General features: G+C 37.3%; 15 protein-coding genes. 5 read left to right on the top strand and 10 right to left on the bottom strand.

Going from position 1 to position 18,578, the window contains the following annotated elements; translation table 11 throughout:
- Positions 1-423 precede the first annotated feature (423 nt).
- The 6 genes from EG346_RS23465 to alaS all read right to left on the bottom strand — a co-directional run bounded on the left by EG346_RS23465 (position 424) and on the right by alaS (position 10,969).
- Positions 424-1,893: a M20/M25/M40 family metallo-hydrolase gene (locus EG346_RS23465; protein ID WP_123882249.1), complete on the bottom strand. Its 1,470-nt coding sequence runs from the start codon at positions 1,891-1,893 to the stop codon at positions 424-426.
- Between the two features lie 11 nt (positions 1,894-1,904).
- Positions 1,905-2,141: a hypothetical protein gene (locus EG346_RS23460; RefSeq protein ID WP_073333922.1), complete on the bottom strand. Its 237-nt coding sequence runs from the start codon at positions 2,139-2,141 to the stop codon at positions 1,905-1,907.
- A 96-nt stretch (positions 2,142-2,237) separates the two neighbouring features.
- Positions 2,238-4,652, bottom strand: a complete 2,415-nt coding sequence (locus tag EG346_RS23455) for a hypothetical protein (RefSeq protein ID WP_123882246.1) — start codon at positions 4,650-4,652, stop codon at positions 2,238-2,240.
- Positions 4,653-4,805: 153 nt separating this feature from the next.
- Positions 4,806-6,620: a cytochrome-c peroxidase gene (locus EG346_RS23450; RefSeq protein ID WP_123882243.1), complete on the bottom strand. Its 1,815-nt coding sequence runs from the start codon at positions 6,618-6,620 to the stop codon at positions 4,806-4,808.
- 66 nt (positions 6,621-6,686) lie between these two features.
- A complete protein-coding gene (locus EG346_RS23445; protein WP_073333912.1) occupies positions 6,687-8,168 on the bottom strand; it encodes a hypothetical protein in 1,482 nt (493 codons plus the stop codon).
- A gap of 197 nt (positions 8,169-8,365) precedes the next feature.
- Entirely contained in the window at positions 8,366-10,969 is a 2,604-nt protein-coding gene (alaS, locus tag EG346_RS23440; protein ID WP_123882240.1) for an alanine--tRNA ligase, read from the bottom strand.
- 517 nt (positions 10,970-11,486) lie between these two features.
- Here alaS and EG346_RS23435 point away from each other — a divergent pair.
- The 4 genes from EG346_RS23435 to msrB all read left to right on the top strand — a co-directional run bounded on the left by EG346_RS23435 (position 11,487) and on the right by msrB (position 13,972).
- A complete protein-coding gene (locus tag EG346_RS23435) occupies positions 11,487-12,041 on the top strand; it encodes a sigma-70 family RNA polymerase sigma factor (RefSeq protein WP_123882237.1) in 555 nt (184 codons plus the stop codon).
- Between the two features lie 14 nt (positions 12,042-12,055).
- The gene (locus EG346_RS23430; protein WP_123882235.1) at positions 12,056-12,328 is read left to right on the top strand and encodes a hypothetical protein; all 273 of its coding nucleotides are present in this window, start codon (positions 12,056-12,058) and stop codon (positions 12,326-12,328) included.
- A 79-nt stretch (positions 12,329-12,407) separates the two neighbouring features.
- A complete protein-coding gene (locus EG346_RS23425; protein WP_123882232.1) occupies positions 12,408-12,854 on the top strand; it encodes a DUF417 family protein in 447 nt (148 codons plus the stop codon).
- A gap of 20 nt (positions 12,855-12,874) precedes the next feature.
- Positions 12,875-13,972 carry a peptide-methionine (R)-S-oxide reductase MsrB gene (gene msrB / locus EG346_RS23420; protein WP_123882229.1) on the top strand — a complete coding sequence of 366 codons (1,098 nt, stop codon included), beginning with the start codon at positions 12,875-12,877 and terminating at the stop codon, positions 13,970-13,972.
- 96 nt (positions 13,973-14,068) lie between these two features.
- Here the strand turns inward: msrB and EG346_RS23415 are convergent, their stop codons facing one another.
- From EG346_RS23415 to EG346_RS23400, 4 genes are all read right to left on the bottom strand, one after another.
- The gene (locus tag EG346_RS23415; protein WP_123882226.1) at positions 14,069-14,683 is read right to left on the bottom strand and encodes a hypothetical protein; all 615 of its coding nucleotides are present in this window, start codon (positions 14,681-14,683) and stop codon (positions 14,069-14,071) included.
- A complete protein-coding gene (locus EG346_RS23410) occupies positions 14,680-15,324 on the bottom strand; it encodes a hypothetical protein (RefSeq protein ID WP_123882224.1) in 645 nt (214 codons plus the stop codon). Before EG346_RS23410 ends, EG346_RS23415 begins: the two co-directional genes overlap by 4 nt.
- A gap of 160 nt (positions 15,325-15,484) precedes the next feature.
- Positions 15,485-16,330, bottom strand: a complete 846-nt coding sequence (locus EG346_RS23405) for an ABC transporter permease (protein ID WP_123882221.1) — start codon at positions 16,328-16,330, stop codon at positions 15,485-15,487.
- A complete protein-coding gene (locus tag EG346_RS23400; RefSeq protein WP_073333894.1) occupies positions 16,323-17,234 on the bottom strand; it encodes an ABC transporter ATP-binding protein in 912 nt (303 codons plus the stop codon). Before EG346_RS23400 ends, EG346_RS23405 begins: the two co-directional genes overlap by 8 nt.
- Before the next feature lie 214 nt (positions 17,235-17,448).
- On the opposite strand from EG346_RS23400, the gene EG346_RS23395 reads away from it, so the two are divergent.
- Positions 17,449-18,444, top strand: a complete 996-nt coding sequence (locus EG346_RS23395; RefSeq protein WP_123882218.1) for an alpha/beta fold hydrolase — start codon at positions 17,449-17,451, stop codon at positions 18,442-18,444.
- The last annotated feature ends 134 nt before the right edge of the window (positions 18,445-18,578 follow it).

The following is an 18,578-nucleotide window of genomic DNA, read 5'->3' as shown; positions in this document are numbered from 1 at the left end:
ATTTGCAACCTAAATATCTGACCTAGGAAAATGGAGCGTCAAAAAAATCAATCCTGTGAACGTTAAGAAAATTCTACTGTCCTAAGCGCGGGACTGTAATTGAAACGAAGAAGAAATAATAAATCCGCGCAAGTTTTAGAATTTTTAGAGAACAGGATTTATTTTTAGCGGAAGTTTCCCGGTCTTGAATTTTTGATTCTTTTGTTTCAAGACAAAAGAAGAATAGAGAATATTTGGGAGAATGTAGTTTGAAGCTATGAGAAGTAATCTTGAGAGTAAAGAATAAAGAATAAAGAATAAAGAATAAAGAATAAAGAATAAAGAATAAAGAATAAAGAATAAAGAATAAAGAGATTGCTTCGTTGCTACGCTCCTCGCAATGACAAAAAGTAGAATCGGCGGCCCGAAGGGCCGCCGATTCCTTTATCTCTCAAGCGTAAAATTCGAAATCACTTTCGGACGTTCAGCCTCATTGGATACTTTCCATGATGTTCTGTACATCCATTCCGTCATTTTATAAAGCTTTTTATAGTTGATATTCTCAGATTCATCCTGAGGGGTATGATATTGATCATGCAGTACGCTGGTGAAAAATATAGCGGGAATACCAATTTTTGCATATGGCAGGTGATCGCTTCTGAAGTAGAAATATTCTGCGTGGTTAGGAGAATCCCAATCTTTCAGGTATTTGAACTTTGTACTTTCATTATTGGCATCCTCAGCCATTTTTACCAGTTCTTCAGAATTTTTATGGGGTGCGTTTCCTCCCAGGAGAGCCGCTTCATTATTATCATTTCTTCCGATCATGTCACCGTTTAACACGGCTACTATCTTTTCTTTTGGAACTACAGGGTGCGCTGCGTGCCATCTGGAACCTAGCAATCCTCTTTCTTCGGCTCCATGGAAAACAAATAGGATACTTCTTTTTCCGGGTTGCTTTTTGTAGGCTCTGGCCATGGCAAGCATAGCCACACAAGTACTGGCGTTATCATCAGCACCGTTGTAGATGGTGTCATTTTTTACAGGATGTCTGATTCCGTCATGATCCTGATGTCCGCTTAGTAAAACGTATTCTTCTTTAAGTTTTGGATCTGTACCTTCTATCTTTCCGATAATATTCACAGAAGGATATTTGTAGGTTTCCGTGATGAGGTTCAGCGATATCTTAGAATTATTTTTTACCCAACCTGCATTTTCTCTTTTGATCCATAAAACAGGGATATTATTCGTTATTTTTTCTCTCAAACCTTCTACACCGTAAGTTCCTCTTGTCATTTGAGGAAGAACTTCTACCCAGCTTTTTTCGGAAATATCGTCTGTGATAAAGATCACTGCTTTTGCTCCCAGTTCATAGGCTTTGTTGTAATATTTGGTTCTTACAAATCCTGGATATCTTCTTACAAAAAGAGTCATTTCCTTATCAATATTTTTATCAGAAGCATTGATGGCAAGTACTTTTCCTTTGATATTCAATTTAGAAAGTTCTTCAGGTTCTGCCGTTCCTGCATAAACAATCTCAGCATCAATAGCGGCATTCACCGGTTCTGCAACCAGGAAATCTTTCCATAATTTCAGGCTGCTGTCTCCGATTTTCAGACTGCTTTGAGGAATTACCTGATGTCTGTACATATCAAAAAACTGGAAAAATGTACCGTTGTCGCCGGCTGGTTTCATTCCAGCTTCTTTGGCTTTATCTGCCAGCCACATGGATACTTTTAATTCATCTAAGGTTCCGGCTTCACGGCCCCAAAACTGGTCCGCAGCGAGTTCATACATATCTTTTCTCAGGTCGGCTTCCTTGATGGCAGAGACCAGAGGTTTTTTATCATTCTGAGCATTCCCGAAGCTGAAAAGGAAAATACTTAATAGAGAGAATACGTAACGTTTATTCATCTAAAAAAAAATTAATTGAAGTTAGCCAATTTATCTGAAAACTGTTTTGAAAATTCCTTTCGGTCTTCCTCAAGCTTTTCCTGATTAGCGGGAAGGATATAATTAAAAAGAACTTTATCTTCATTATCCAGAAATATAATTTCCTTTTCATTACCATCAATCATTTGGGAGAAAATTTCCCACATCGGGGTGTCTTTCAGTTTTAATAATTCAAAAAACTGTTCCGCTTTTATTTCTATTCGCTGCATATTCCGTTTTTTTATATGTTTATGAATTTATGAATTTATGAATTTATGATGTTACTTAAATTTCGTTTTTCTTTGAGAGAATTGATGTTTCGATAATTAAAATTCTAGTACTTTCAACTTAAACTGAATGGCAAAATTCTGTTTAAAATTGGGAGTGGTGTAGTATCCTACTCTATAGAAAAGTCCTAAATTGAAGTACGTGGAAAGGAAATTATTCCATTCAAGGCCGACTTCCTGATACAGATGGTCCAGTTTTCTGAATCTGAACTCATGGTATTCCGGATGCTTCATATCTCCGATGGTTCCTCTTAATACAAAATCGAAGCTGGAGATATTCTGTCCGAAACTTTTGAAATACAGCGGAAGTTTATGAGTGAAGTAGTAGGCTACAAACTTATCATTGTAATATTTACCACCTTCCAGTGTGGCAAAACCCAGATAAGAAGTAAGGTTGAAATTAAAATCCTTGCTCGGAGACGCCAGCCCGTTCATTGTAAAATGTTTCCAGATAGGAGCTTCCCCCAACACGATTCCCCCATACAATCTGAATCCGGTGGTTCCTAGCATCGTCTTAAAGTTATGAACGAAAAGCGCATCAAAACGGGTGTAGTTGAAATCTCCGCCTAAAACTTTATAACTCTGTTCATAGTTCAGATACAGCTCAGGATATTTCTGATCGATGATCGATTTTCCCTGAGGCGTCATGATATTCGTAGAATTGGGAGAATATTTTAAGGTAAAGAGGGTATTGAAATTATCAAACTGGCCACCTTTTCCTCTGAACTGATAATCAAATTTAGCTTCTTCAATATTTCTCTTGGCAGCAAAAACCAGGGTAAGTCCATTCGTTACATCATTCAGATAGGATAGAGAAGCTCCTCTGTACTGATAGTATTTGTCATTGTTGATGTTGTTCCCGTAATTCATCGTTCTCATCTTGAAATTCCACAGTCTTCTGTAGAATTCTCCTGAAGCTGTCACATCATTATAGTATTCAATTCTGAAGAATGAATTTTTGTCCAGTGTGGTTTTCATGTCCAAACCGATTCCGTACTTCCATTTGTCGTCCTTGAAACCGTAAGCAAAATAATAATCCGGTGAAAAGTAAGGATTGAAAGTCTCATTCAGTTTAGCTTTTAAGCCTACTCTGAAACCTTCATACAAGTTGAAATTCACGATCTCATCTACCGCAAAATCCACGATACCCATTCTGATCTGCCCGTTGATAAGTCCGGTCAGAATTTTTGCCTTGCTGTCGATATTGTATTTTTTGCCTAAACTATCGATGGTGGTGTAGGTATTGCGCTCTCTTTCTGTCAGAGGATCAGTTCTGTATTGATCCAGCAAATGTCCGTCAGCATTTTTTACGGAGAAAGTGTAGCCTTTAAAATGGTTTGGGTTTTCTTCGATAGGCGACTTGAAATCAAAATAGGTGGAAGTAAGGAAAGCATAGGTCCCGAAACTGGTCCTTTCCTTTTTTTCAGGATGCTCTTCCGTTTTCTTTTTCGTATCCTCTTCCATGGCAACTTTGCTCATTCTCAGTTTTACCTTTTCCTGAGCCAGAAACCATTTGTTGTTATAAAAAACCCAGGTACTTGTGATAATACCGTCGTTTTTAGTCTTGCTGAAATTTTCGATCTTCTGGATACCGTAGGTCTCCGTGTCTATGTAGATAACACCGTTGTACTTTCTTTTTTTGTCCTGCTTTTTGTAATTTACTTCACGGAAACGGATGACGTAAGTCTTCCTTCCGCTTACCTCAATGGTATCCGAAAGAAAAAAGCGGTAAAGGCCTCTGTTTTCCTGTTTGATCTGGTTGGGGATTTTATCCCTGTTGCTTTGCTGTACAGCGATCATTTCATAGATAGGCTGCTTAAGACCGGAAATTCTGTTGTCCAGAATATTGATCTTCTCGCCATATTGTTTAGAATACAAAAACTCCTGGGCTCTTTCCCACAGGAAGAGTTTACTTTTTGAAAAGATTTGTTTTGCCGAAATAGTGCTTAATGAATCTTTTTCTCTTTTTTTCTTTAAAAAATCAGGCGTATTAAAAAACTGGTTAAACTGGGTAATGCTGTCCTGATCTATATCGAGAGAGATTTTTTCATAAGATTTAAAAGAGTAAGATCCCAGGCTTTTGGGTGAATTTTCCCTAAACAATCTATTGACTTTTTTAAGAATCTCCAAAGCCCTCGGGTCACTGCGGTCTTCAATCACGACCGCTTCAATATCAGTCGTTTTTGATGGTTTTTTTTGCATCGAAACTTCCATTTCGGCCTCTGCAGTGGCTGTTTCTTTCAGGTAATTTTCCGCCTGGATTTCTATGCTGTTGCATGATGCTTTAAATTCCAGTATGCCCTGGATGTCTGTAAAACCAATGACTTTTCCATCACAGGAGATTTTTGCATGAGATATGGGTTTCTGGTCAGTTTCATCTATAACCCTGATCTTTGATTGAGAATAACCAAAGAAATACATCAGTAAAAATAATAAAACTAAAAACCTTTTCATGTAAAAAACTAGGTCAAAAGTAATGATATTTCTTGTGTTAAGAAAGTTTTTATGATATGTTGTGACATTGATTTGGTCTAAATTTTTGATAGAAAAATGCAGTAAAAATACCGATGAAAATAATCAATATAACTTGCGAAAAACACGATTATTTTACTGATCATCCAACGCATGCATGAAATCTATTATTTCATCTGTTTCTTTGTCGGTAAGTTGTAGAGGGGTGTCGGAAAGCGTTTGGTTTTCTACTTTAAAGCCGAAGCCTTTTCCGCCTCCTTTATTATAAAAATTCATGACTTCCTTCAGTGTTTTATAGCCACCGTTATGCATATAGGGAGCTGTTTTGCTGATATTTCTAAGAGTTGGGGTTTTAAAAGAATGTTGCAAAGCCTCAACCAGTTCATGGAATTTTCCTCTTCCTAAATCCTGATCAAACATCTTGTTGTCACCATTCACAGCAGTTCCCAGGACCTCCTGTTCTGTTTTTTTGAAATTGGGAGGAACCGTTCCATTGAATAAAGGAATGAAATGACATAAAGCACACTGACCTTTTCCTACAAAAAGATTAAACCCCCTTTTCTGGCTTTCCGTCATGGCAGATCTGTTGCCCCTCATGTATTCATCGAAATTAGAATTGAATTTTGCCAGAGAACGGATGTAACTTGCCAGTACATTCTGAAGCTGCCAGGTTTCAGCTTTTGACGTTTTATAGATTTTCTTAAACTCCGGAAGATATTTGGTGTCCCGATTGATTTTACCAAGAATAAGATTCAGGTCGCCGTGCATTTCCTCTTTATTCGAGATCACGTCTGAACTCTGGCCTTCCAGATCATCTTTTCTCATATCCCAGAATTGTCCGTGCTGAAAACCTGCATAATTTAACGATGGTGCATTTCGATGCAATTCTGCATTCTCCAATGACATCGACTTGGCGAGACCGTCTGTAAAAGCCTTTTCAGGAATATGACATGTTGCACAGCTTCTGTTATTGCTGTTGGAAAGAATATTGTCGTTAAACAGTTTTTTTCCCAGCGCTGCCTTTTCATCAGAGAATGCAAATTCTTTCCCGGGAACAAAAGCATTCGGATTGAAAGCGTTTTTTGAAAAAAAGGTTGCAGCATTCTTGCTTAAGGCAGAAGTTACTTCAATATCGGGAATATTTTCCTGCTTTTTAAATTCCAGCAGTAAAGAAGAGATTGTATTGAGATGAGCTGGAATAAAATTGACATAATCAAAACGATCTCTGTCTGTATTTTTCCTTAGAACAGTAATGGCTGAATCAATTGCAGTATTGATATTCTTCAATACTTTATCTTGGGGCTGTTGCGTAGAAATCTGTTGTAATGTCAGTTTAACCGATTCCAGGGAATAAGGCATTTCCCTTAAAAAAGTTCCCGATACGGGGGTGTCAAAACCGGAAATTCCCAGACTCGAAATTCTGAAAATCTCCTGTCTTACTGCATCAAAAACCTGATCTCTACTCACAGAGATTGCCTGAAAATTGACCTTTATCGTATTGCTTTTATTGGTCAGTTTCTTCAGAAACCGTACAGCTTCATTTTTATTTTGAGGAGTGTAGGGATAGAAAAGTTCTTCCAAAACCTGAAGGCCTTCTGGCTCAAGTTCCGTATGCTCATCCATTTCAATTTCAGGAAGGGCAGGACCGTTGATAAATCTGGCAGAATTCGGCAGGAAATATTCTACCGCCCATTCCATTTTTTTATACGTTATTCTGAGATCTTCAAATTTCTGTTGAATCGTCTTTTCCTCTGCATTGTCTGACACAAGAAGCAACAGCTCACTGATCTGTTTTTCAAATAAAGCATTGGTTTTGGCTATTTCACTTTTTACAACACTCAGATCTTGATTAATGGGTGCATGTTTGTCATTTTTGCATTGAAAAAAAATAAAAAGAACAATTACAGTGAATAAAACAATAAGGACCGGATATTTTGAAAGTATTTTCATAGGTATGAAAAAGTACCAACGGGAATTTTCCTGCTGATACTTTATTATTTACTGGATATTTAAAAACTATTTCTCTACGTTTCTGATGATGACGATCTGGCCGCCTTCCTTGTTCGTATTTACGCCTGCACCGTCTGCATTCTTGAACTTATCCTTCTGCCATGTATGCGAATGAATATTAACGGTAAAAGTGTTTGGAATTCCGATGATATCTGAAATATCCACCATCGCTCCATATTCCCATGAACCAAACTTCTGAAGGGTTCCGGATTGATTATACGCGGTCTGCCAGGCTGTATCCAATCTGTTGTGTTTCATATTCAGCCATGGTTTGTATTGTTTTGTCGCAATGTTGAGCTGCCAGATATAAGAATCGTGAGCTGCTGCTGTATAATAAGAGTCGCCGTCTTCCTGAATATAGACAAAGTTTTCAGTCACGCATAAATTATCAGGATTGATCAGGTTATGACCAGGATTAGAATCTCCTTCTGCGGCTACTTCCAGTTTTCCGGTAAGCATATTATTTTCATTAAGGACCAGCTTGTAGACTCTTCCCCACATCGTCAATCCCGGCTTTGGCGTGACACCGTCTGAAGATTCTCCCGTTGCCGTAAAGTAAATTTCTCTTCCTTTTCCGGCTCCTTTTCTATAATCTACATCTTCAACTCTTGAAAAGCGGATCGCATTATTATCAATATTTTTCTGATTGATTTGTGCACCTGTGAGGTTTTTAGCATTTGGAATTTCCACGAATTCAACATCGTAAGAACTGCCTTTTACCATATCCGTTTCTGTATAATTGCTGTTGGTTCTTTTTAAAGCATACAGTTTCCCGTTATCAAGGTCACCCTGCGTTGTGGAAACATACATGATCAGCTGTCCTGCAGACTGGTGTGAAGAAGAATAAGACTGATCTTCACCAATCATAATATATGTTTTTCCGCCTGAAATATCTTTAGGAAGCGGAACTGCGTTTTCCATAGAAGCTTTTCCCAAAGCCGGCTTTACTCGTGTCTGGTCAGAGGCCTGAGAAGCAGGGGCCAATGGATTAAGAGCATGTACCATACTTTCTTCGCCAGATTCACCAGCGGTAAGAAACGCGCTAAATCCGTGGGTTTCAGGGGTAGCCAGTGTAGCAGAGCATAATCTGGTCATACCGCCCATTCCGTTCAGGATGTATTCTCCTTTGAAAGGCTTAAATGTTTTATCTAAATAAACTCTGGAAACAGATTGGGTGATCTCATGGTTGGTGATCATTAAGTAGCCGTCAGAATTAGGATCTTTCATGATTCCCATGCCGTCCGGCTGTCCTGCGAAAACAAAATTCGGAGTTCCTGAAAGTACATCAGAACTTGAGATCAGGGTCGTGATGTTCAGATTTTCAAATCCCGTCATTCCATAAACGAAGGCGGGTTCCTGTGAAAAATTTTCAATCTTGATATTCTGATTGACAGGATTGGTTTCCTGCTGGTCGGTGTTGTCGTCATTACAACCCTGAAAGGCCATAGAAGCAAACAGCAGAGCTCCAATAGTTTTGTTAATTTTCATAATTACTTATATTGATTTTGATAGTAGCAAAGCTAAAGGTCTATTGTGAATTGTATTTTACGAGGACGAAACCAATAGTTTAAGTTTAGGTAATGGTTTGTTAAGATAAGATCAATAATTAGACAGAATATAAATAAAAAAAACTCCTGAAATTTTTCAGGAGTTTTTACTGTTTTTATGATAAAGGACGTTTGATCCTAAATATTTAAAGCCTTTTGGTAAGCATTTTCCAAACCGTCAAGATTTTTACCTCCTGCGGTGGCGAAGCCCGGATTTCCACCGCCACCGCCCTGGATCTCTTTTGCCAGGTCTTTTACGATCGCTCCGGCCTGGTAATCTGCTGCAAGATCATCAGAAACACCAACAGTAATCATTGGTTTTCCATCGGCATCAGAAAGAATGATCGTTACGGAAGTCGGGATTTCTTTCTTCAACTGGAATACGATATCTTTTACGGAACCAGCATCCAGAGACGTTTTCTTCACCAATAGCTGTTTGTTTCCTTTTTGCTCGTAAGCATTTTTCCATTCGCCGATCTCACCTTTCGCTTTTTCTTTTTTAAGAGCTTCCACTTCAGATTTTAAAGAAGCATTTTCTTCCATCAGTTTCTCAATAGATCGTACCACATCTTTAGATTTCAGCAATTGAGAAAGCTCATGAATCTGGTTTTCCAGGTTTTTGAAATATTCCTCAGATTTATCTCCGGAAATCGCTTCTATTCTTCTGATTCCTGCCGCAGCAGAACCTTCGGAAGTAATTTTGAAATGACCGATCTCAATGGTATTTTTTACGTGAGTTCCACCGCAAAGTTCCTTGGAGCTTCCGAACTGGATCATTCTCACACTGTCCCCATATTTTTCACCGAACAAGGCCATTGCGCCTTTATCCAAAGCCTCCTGAATGGGAATACTTCTGAATTCCTGCAAAGCAATGCTTTCCTTGATTTTATGGTTTACTTTTTCTTCTACCAATGCCAATTCTTCCTCTGTCATTTTATTGAAATGAGAGAAGTCAAAACGAAGATAATCAGGGCCTACATAAGAACCTTTCTGCTCAACGTGAGTTCCTAAAACCTCTCTTAATGCCTCATGTAAAAGGTGAGTCACAGAGTGGTTAGCCTGAGAGTTTTTTCTGTCCGTAGCATTTGCTTTAGCATAAAAAACAGCGCCTGCGTCTTTTGGAAGACCGTTGATCAGAGAGATGATCAGTCCGTTTTCCTTTTTAGTTTCTAAAACTTCAAAGCTTTCAGTTGCATTCTCAAGAACCCCTTTGTCTCCAACCTGGCCACCGCCTTCGGGATAGAAAGGAGAACTGCTCAATACCACCTGGTAGAATTCTCCGTCTTTATTTTCTACTTTTCTGTATCTGGTAATGTAGGTTTCAGATTCGATCTGATCGTAGCCGACAAAGTTTTCAGGTTTTGTTTCTAAAGTGACCCAGTCGTATACTTTCTGAGCAGAATCAGCCTTTGAACGCAGTTTTTGCTTTTCCATTTCAACTTTAAATCCAGCTTCATCAATGGTAAGACCTTTTTCCTCTGCGATAATTCTCGTTAAATCATCCGGGAATCCATACGTGTCATATAGTTCAAAAACTTCTTCGCTTGGCAATACCTTAGAACCGTCTGCAATCGTCTGTTCAATTAATTTTTCAACTCTTATCAATCCATTTTCAATGGTTTTTAAGAATGAATCCTCTTCACTTTTAATAACTTCAGTGACCAGATTGCCTTGTTTTTCCAATTCAGGGAAAAATGCGCCCATCTGATCTTTAAGAACAGCCACCAATTCATAAAGGAAAGGTTCTTTCATATCCAGGAATCGGTAAGAATAAGAAATGGCTCTTCTTAAAATTCTTCTGATCACATATCCTGCTCCTCCGTTGGAAGGAAGCTGCCCATCTGCAATGGCAAACGAAACCGCTCTGATATGGTCTACCACAACACGGATCGCAATATCTTTTTCGTCTTCTAAAATTCCGGTATATTTCTTTCCCGAAATTTCTTCAACTTTAGCAATAAGCGGTGTGAAAACATCAGTGTCATAGTTGGAAGACTTACCCTGAAGTGCCATACAAAGACGCTCGAAGCCCATTCCTGTATCCACATGCTGTTGAGGCAGTTTTTCTAAACTCTTATCTGCCTTTCTGTTGAATTCCATGAAAACCAGGTTCCATACTTCAACCACCTGAGGGTGATCGTTGTTAACCAGGTCAAGCCCTGAAACTTTAGCTTTTTCTTCAGGTGTTCTCAGGTCAATATGGATTTCTGAACACGGTCCGCACGGTCCGCTTTCCCCCATTTCCCAGAAATTATCTTTCTTATTACCATTGATAATTCTGTCTTCAGAAATATGTGATTTCCAGAAATCGTAAGCATCCTGATCTCTTTCAAGATTTTCAGAAGCATCCCCTTCGAAAATGGTTACATATAAATTTTCTTTGGGAACACCGAATACTTCAGTCAGTAATTCCCAGGCAAAAGCAATAGCATCTTTTTTGAAATAATCCCCAAAAGACCAGTTTCCTAACATTTCAAACATGGTATGGTGGTAGGTATCTCTTCCCACATCATCCAGGTCATTATGCTTTCCGGAAACTCTGAGACATTTCTGCGTATCGGCAATTCTTGGGGCCGTAGGCGTTTTGTAGCCTAAGAAAAAATCTTTGAACTGCGTCATTCCTGAGTTGGAAAACATAAGGGTAGGGTCGTCTTTCAGAACAATAGGTGCTGAAGGAACGATCAGGTGGTCTTTACTTTTAAAATAATCTAAAAATTTTTGACGTATCTCTTGTGATGTCATAGTATTGCTTTGCTTTTAAAACTATCAAATTTTTGATAAGATGCAAATTTAATGTTTTTAAGCGATTTGTAAATCATTTTATGCTATGTTTTGAATGGGGCAGGACTTGAATTTTTTATAGAAAGACATTTCAGCTAATTTTGAATCGGATAGAGAATTCTTCGATTAATGCAAGGGCGCAAAGGTTCTTAAATATGAAACTGTTTTTAAGTTGCGATAAAACTGAAGATTTTCAGCAAATATTAAAGCGTAAGTATTCACTGCCGCGATACAAAGTTTCTGTCACTTTCTAAGCTTCTTTTAATTCCCTTAATCTGAACTCGGAATAAGTAAATATTTTTTTTCACCGTTGGTTCACAATGGCATGCGTAATAAAATTTTTGCAGGTTATGATTTAACTTTTTATATTCGTTTTAATATTAGAATAAAGACTCAATAGATTTTACGATTTCGAAAGACTGCATTATTGTCTGAACACATTGGAAAAATTAGTTTTTATCATAGTAAAGAATAAGAAATGACGAAAAATGAAGTGCTGAAAAGCTGGGTAGAGCAGTATTCCGGACCTCTTCTGAAAAGAGCAGCGTATGTACTTTCAGATAAAACAGAAGCAGAAGATATAGTACAGGAAGTTTTTATCGCTGCATTTTCGTCCTATGATTCCTTTGAAGGGAAAAGCCAGCCGCTCACCTGGCTGATGGCTATTTTAAATAGAAAAGCCGCTGACTTTTACCGGAGAAAATACAAATCAGAACCACAGATCAGTCTGGACCATTTTTTTGATGAAACCGGATCCTGGAAAAATAACGGTGTTTTGAATGACTGGAATGTTTCAGATAAAGAATCTGAACTTTTAGACAATCATGATTTTAATAAAACGTTAGAAGATTGTATTCAGGATTTACCCTCCAGATGGAAAATTCCATTGAAAATGTATTATCTTGAGGAAAAAAAAGCACCGGAAGTGAGTCAGGAACTGGATATTTCTGCGACTAATCTTTGGAAGATCCTTCAGAGAAGCAGAATGCAGCTGAGGGAATGCCTTGATGTTAACTGGTTTGCCAACTTATAACCGTATCATACAACATGTTGAGAAAATTGATTCATATTTTGTTCCTGCCTTGCAGCAAAGCTACGATGCTGATGGAAAAAAGGAATGCACAGCTCATCTCCCGGAAGGAAGACTGGCAGCTTTCTATGCACTTGAAAATTTGTAAATGGTGCCGTGCTTATGAAGAAAAACTGAAAATTTTAGATGATATTTTAAAAAGAAAGCTTTCTCAAAAAGAAAAAAATGAAATTAACACTTCTGATATTCAGGAGTTTAAAAATAAAGTTTTGGAAAAGCTGGATCTTTAAATAAAATACTGTCAGGATTTTGAATTTGTTCCGACTATACTTTTGAAAATAATAAAGTATCATTCAAAATCTTAAAGACATGAACGGAACATCACCACTTAACCCCGGATCAGGGACGTACAAATCAGGATATTATATTTCACTTTTCGGAGCAGCATTGATTTTGCTCTGGATCGGAATATTCAAATTTACACATACTGAGGCTGCGGCCATTAAACCCTTGCTGGAAAACCATTTTCTTACTTTCTTCGTATATAAAATAGCAAGTGTGCAGACGATATCAAATACTATCGGAGTGATAGAAATTATCATTGCCCTATTATTGATGTTTAGTGTGAAATTTGCATTTCTAAAGAAGTATGCCGGAATAGGAATGATCGTCACATTTCTGGTCACATTAAGCTATCTGTTTACGACTCCCGGAATTTGGAAAATAGTAGATGGCGTTCCTGTCACGGATTTCTTTATTCTGAAAGATCTCATGTTATTGGGATTCGGGTTGATGATCGTTCAAAACAATAAATAATAATGGATAAAAAGAAAAAAATGAAAAATATATTTATCGTACTCGGAATTATTCTGGGTATCGCAGTTTTTGCTGCAGGATCGAGGCTATTTAAAAATACTAAGTCCAAGGAATTAACAACAGAAAAGGAAAATGAGAAAATTATGGATAATAAAAATGTCAGAGAAATCTATTTTGCAGGCGGATGCTTTTGGGGAACGGAGCACTTCTTTCAGCAGATCCGCGGAGTCGTGGGAACTGAAGTAGGATATGCCAACGGAAATACTCAAAATCCAACCTATGAAGAAGTGGTAAGCCATACCACAGGTTTTGCGGAAACGGTAAAAGTAAAATATGATCCTGAACAGGTTGATCTTAAACTGCTGATCGATCTTTATTTTAAAACAATAGATCCTACGACTCTTGATCAACAGGGGAATGACAGAGGAAACCAGTACAGAACCGGAATTTACTTCTCCAATAAAGCAGATGAAGAAGTAGTGAAAAATGAGGTTTCAAAATTGGCTAAAAATTACTCAAAACCTGTAGTGGTGGAAACCGTTGCTTTGAAAAATTTCTACAAGGCTGAAGATTATCATCAGGATTATCTGGATAAAAATCCAGGCGGCTACTGTCATATCGAGCCGGGACTTTTTGAAATGGCCAAAAATGCAAACCCTCTTCCTAAAGCAAAATATCAAAAGCAGGATAAAAAAGCTTTAAAGGAAAAACTGACTGCAGAACAATACAATGTAACGCAGGAAAATGGAACAGAAAGACCTTTCCAAAATGAATACTGGAACGAAACCCGTGAAGGTATCTATGTAGACATCACCACTGGTGAACCTTTATTTATTTCTACCGATAAGTTTGAATCAGGTTGCGGATGGCCAAGTTTTTCAAAACCGATTACTAAAAAACTGATCGATGAGAAAATGGATAAATCAGCTGGAATGATCAGGGTGGAAGTAAGAAGTAAAACCGGAGATGCTCACCTTGGACATGTTTTCAACGATGGTCCTACGGATAAAGGAGGACTTAGATACTGTATCAACAGTGCTTCACTGAAGTTTGTTCCAAAAGCTGAAATGGAGAAAAAAGGCTACGGAGATTATCTTCCGTTGTTGGATAAAAAGTGATATGAAGGAGAGACCGCCGAGAGGCGGTCTTTTTTTATTTACACCCAAATGTACAACTTATTATATCCCGCAGATAACGCAGCTGTTTTAGTACCTTTAGTAATGGACTTGAAACCTTTCTTTAATACTGAACATTGAGATATTCAGTAGAAATAAAAATCCGAAGATAATATAAAATGCCTGTTTAGGTAGATTTTTTATCACATTTTCTGGATCTGAAAAATTCATGGTTTCTCTTTCTTTATAGTAAGGATCTGGTCCTACATTATCATTGGCTCTGTCCATTTCATTAGGATCTTTATAAAAATGGACAGCAAAAAAATGACCTGTTCTCTCTACATCAATTGCATAAGATTCCTGTTTGGCGAGCTGCATGGTATTTATGAGTCCTATGAAATCCTGATAGCTGTTATGATCATCAATGACGAACTCAATTCCGGTTTCTCTTTCATTTCTTGTTTGAAGTTTCTTTAATTCAGAAATATAATATCCTTGATTTTGGATGAATGTATTAGGCTTTACAATGATTTTTTTATACTTCCAATTTCTAAAAGGTTCAAAGGTATTCCTCGGATTGTAGGCTTCTTTTGAAGGAAGTGCAAAATCCAGAACCGTATATTTTGGCTGTACCCTCTGGCTTCCATAGTACCAGAATAAAAATGGAATTAATACAGCACTGATCAATCCCGGAAAGTAATAGATCTTTTTCATGCAAATGTTTTTCTTTGGATCTGAAGGTTTTCTTTAATGCTAAACATGGAGATATTCAGAAACACTAAAAAACCAAAAATGATGTAGTAAGCTTGTTTAGGTAAATCGAGTAGATATTTAAACTTTTCAATCCCTTTATAATGATGATCTATCCTGTAAAAAACAGTAGCATCTCTGGTTCCGCAGTCCATTCTATGAATTTTTTCAACTCCATTAGGGTCTTTATAAAAATGGAGCGCAAAAAAATGATTGGTTTTATCCATATCAACTCCATAACTATCCTGGTCTGCAAGTTTCATAGCGTCTATTAAAGCAATAAAATCCTGATAATTATTGTGGTCATCTATGACAAATTCAATGCCTGTTTCTTTTTGATTCCTTTCCTGGAGCTTTTTTAGCTCAGAAATATAATATTTTTGGTTTCGAAGAGCCGTATTGGGTTTTACAACAATCTGTTTATACTTCCAGTTTCTGTAGGGCTCGAATGTATTGTCAATTTCAGGATTAAATATATGTTTGGCAGGAAGTCCTAAATCTACGATTGTATATTGGGGCTGTACCCTTTGGTTTCCATAATACCAGAATAACACTGGAATTAATACAGCGCTGATTAGTCCCGGAAAGTAATAAATCTTTTTCATTTCCATCATTTTTATAAAATTAATGAAAAATTGAATACTTTAGTGCTTAGCCACTATTTTTAACATAGCAGCTGTAAAAAACAAAAAAGTGATCCAAAGGACCACTTCATTATTTAATCTTTTAAATTCTTAAATCTTTAAATCTTTCAATATCAAATATCTACCAATCCCTTTTTCTCAGGATCCAGTAAGAGCCCAAAATAAAGACGATAGACCAGACGATACAGGCGATCATACTTTCTGTAGGATAATGAGCTTCATATTTTACGCCCATTACCTTTACAAGATTCAATCGCATCAGTGGGTTTGGGATTAGATTAGACATGCTTTCCAAAGGCAGAAGGTTGGTAATGAAGAAATCATTCTCAAGCACTGCTTTTCTTTGCTCACCTTGCATTCCGGTTAATTTCTGATAAGCTTCAATTCCAGCTAAAATCTTTTCAGCAATCCAGTAGGCAAAGAAACCAAGGAATACAAACATTGATTTTCTCAGCAATACCGAAAGGAACATCAGGAAAGAAAAGAAAGTAAACAGTTTCACAAAGTAATTTCCAATATAGTACACCTCCTCATACACTTTTGGGGAGTCGGTAACTTTAGAATATTGGTGGCCTAAAAACATAGTGATAATAAATACAATCAATGTGGAAACAATTGTAAATATCGTAATAGTCAGAAGCTTTGATCCAATAAATTCCTTTCTGCTCAGACCGTCGATCGTATTTTGTTTAAACATTCTGTTCGTAAATTCCTGTGAGATCGAAAATACAATGATCAGCCCCAGAAAAATTTTCAATAGTGCGACAATCCAGGTGGTGAAATTCCATATTTCAGGGAAGTTATAAATTCCCTGTTCCTTTAAATTGATGGTTCCTCCAAAAATATCCAGATCTACCAATCCTATGAACAGAAGAGCGATCAGGATAGCAAAATATAAGATGGTGAAAACCTTGAACGGTCGGTAATTCAGGTTTTTATAGTATTCAAGTTTGAGTAATTTAAGCATGGGTATTCGTGTTTTTTACAAGTTCAAGGAATTGAGTTTCAAGAGAGAGTTTTTTCTTCGTTAAGTGCGATAGAAAAATTCCTTTTTCAGCAAGCTTCTGATTCAAAGCCGAAGCAGATATAGAAGCATCTTCGCGGATTTGGGCTTTAATGATTTCTCCATCTATTTTTACAGCGCTGAACCATTGAAGTTCTTCCAAAGTACTTAAAAGTACAGTATTGTTGTCTGCTTTCAATTCAAAATATCCGTTGTTGGCCGTCATTTCATCCACTCTTCCGCTGTAGATGGCATTTCCTTCTTTCAATACGATCACGTGGCTGCAGATCTTTTCGATCTCATCCAGAAGATGGCTGGCAATAATAATGGTAATGCCCTGTTTTGCAATATTACTGATGATCTCTCTGATTTGGATAATACCTTCAGGGTCCAGGCCGTTGGTTGGTTCATCCAGGATCATCACCTCAGGATTGTTCAGCATCGCCGAAGCAATGGCGAGACGTTGTTTCATTCCTAAAGAATACGTTTTGAAAGTATCATTTTTTCTTTCGAAAAGACCTACTGTTTTCAGTACTTCTGCAATTCTTGTATAAGGAGTTTCTTTGATCTCAGCTACAATCTTAAGATTCGTTTCAGCATCCAGATAAGGATAGAAATTAGGCTGTTCAATAATCGCTCCTATTTTTTTCAGCGTATCAGGCTCCGTTCCTTTCTTTCCAAACCAATACCAGTCTCCGCTGGTAGGATTGATGGTAGACAGCAACATCCCGAATGTGGTAGATTTTCCGCTTCCGTTAGGTCCCAATAAACCATATACATTTCCTTTTTCTACATCAAAGGAGATATTGTTGACTACTGTTCTTTTGAATTTTTTGGTTAAATTCTTTACTGACAAAATTTTTTCCATGTAATTTGTTTTACATAGTAGTAGTCTATGTAATTGAGAGATTGTTACAAATTTTTGATATTTTTTCAGATCGCATAGAAATAACTTTCTTTATATTCAAAGTAATAAGATTCACCAGGTCATTGTTTTATCGGTGTAACTATTTGTATTGGTGAAAGACCCATTGACAAAGTTTCCGCTTTAAAATTTTTCAACCCCATCAAAAAATAGAACTATGAAAATTGCTAAATGGCTCAAAAGAATAGGGATGCTACTCCTTTTAATTGTAATTCTGGTCTTAATGACAGGATTTATTTTTGAGGAAATATCCCGTTCAAAAGCTGAAAAAATTCATCCGGACGGTCAGCTGGAGGAGGTAGACAACCACAAAATGCATTATCTACGGAAAGGAACGGGCGGGCCGACCGTAGTTTTTGAAACGGCTTTCGATCCGGCGGGCCATTTGCAATGGTATCATATCCAGCAGAACCTTCCCCAAACCTTCACTACCTTTTCCTACGACCGGTCAGGAATTTTATGGAGCGAAAGAGGAACTAATGCAAAGACAGGTGAAAAGATAGCAGAAGAACTTCACACATTGCTGGAAAATTCTAAAGTACCCAAACCTTATATCCTTGTAGGACATTCTTTTGGTGGAATGCTGACGAGATTTTTCGTTAAAAAGTATCCTGAAGAGGTTGCAGGAGTAGTATTGGTAGACAGTCAATATCCGGCTGATGAAAAATATCTGTCACCGGAATTATACACTATGGTCAACCAGGGACTTCCCGTTGGCTTTTTAAAATTTGCGAATACTTTTGGAGCAGCAAGACTGATGTTCAGCAATATGTTTCCGGCCACTGCCCAATATCAATACCAAAATTCTCTCATGCCTGCATTGCTTTATAAAAGTGCCGATGCCACGCTGGAAGAACAGGATCAAATGAAATCTATAAAAACAGAAGCCGCTAAAATCAATTCTTTTGGTTCCGTTCCTCTTTTTGTTATTACAGCAGGAGATCAGACAAGATATAACAGTTTCATTAAAGACCAAAAAATAAAAAACGAAATACTGACAGCCTGGGACAAAATGCAGAAAGATCTCTTGAATCTATCGACAGACAGCAGGCAGATAATAGCAGAGAAAAGTGGTCATTACATTAATCAGGACCAGCCTGAAATTATAGCAGATGCAGTGAATGATATGGTGAAAAAAATCACAGCCAAATAAACAAGCTTCTGACTTATCATCTAAAGCTCAAGCGAAATCTTCCTTAAACAAAGTCTTCAGCTACCTTTTTATTTTAATGAATTTTCAATAGATTTTTAAGATTAAAATATTAAATTTGATAGAATTAATCGGTA

The organism is Chryseobacterium carnipullorum (genome assembly GCF_003815695.1).
GTDB classification, from domain to species: Bacteria; Bacteroidota; Bacteroidia; order Flavobacteriales; family Weeksellaceae; genus Chryseobacterium; species Chryseobacterium carnipullorum.
Note: the sequence above shows the minus strand (reverse complement) of the source record. Positions and strands in the feature narration are given on the sequence as shown.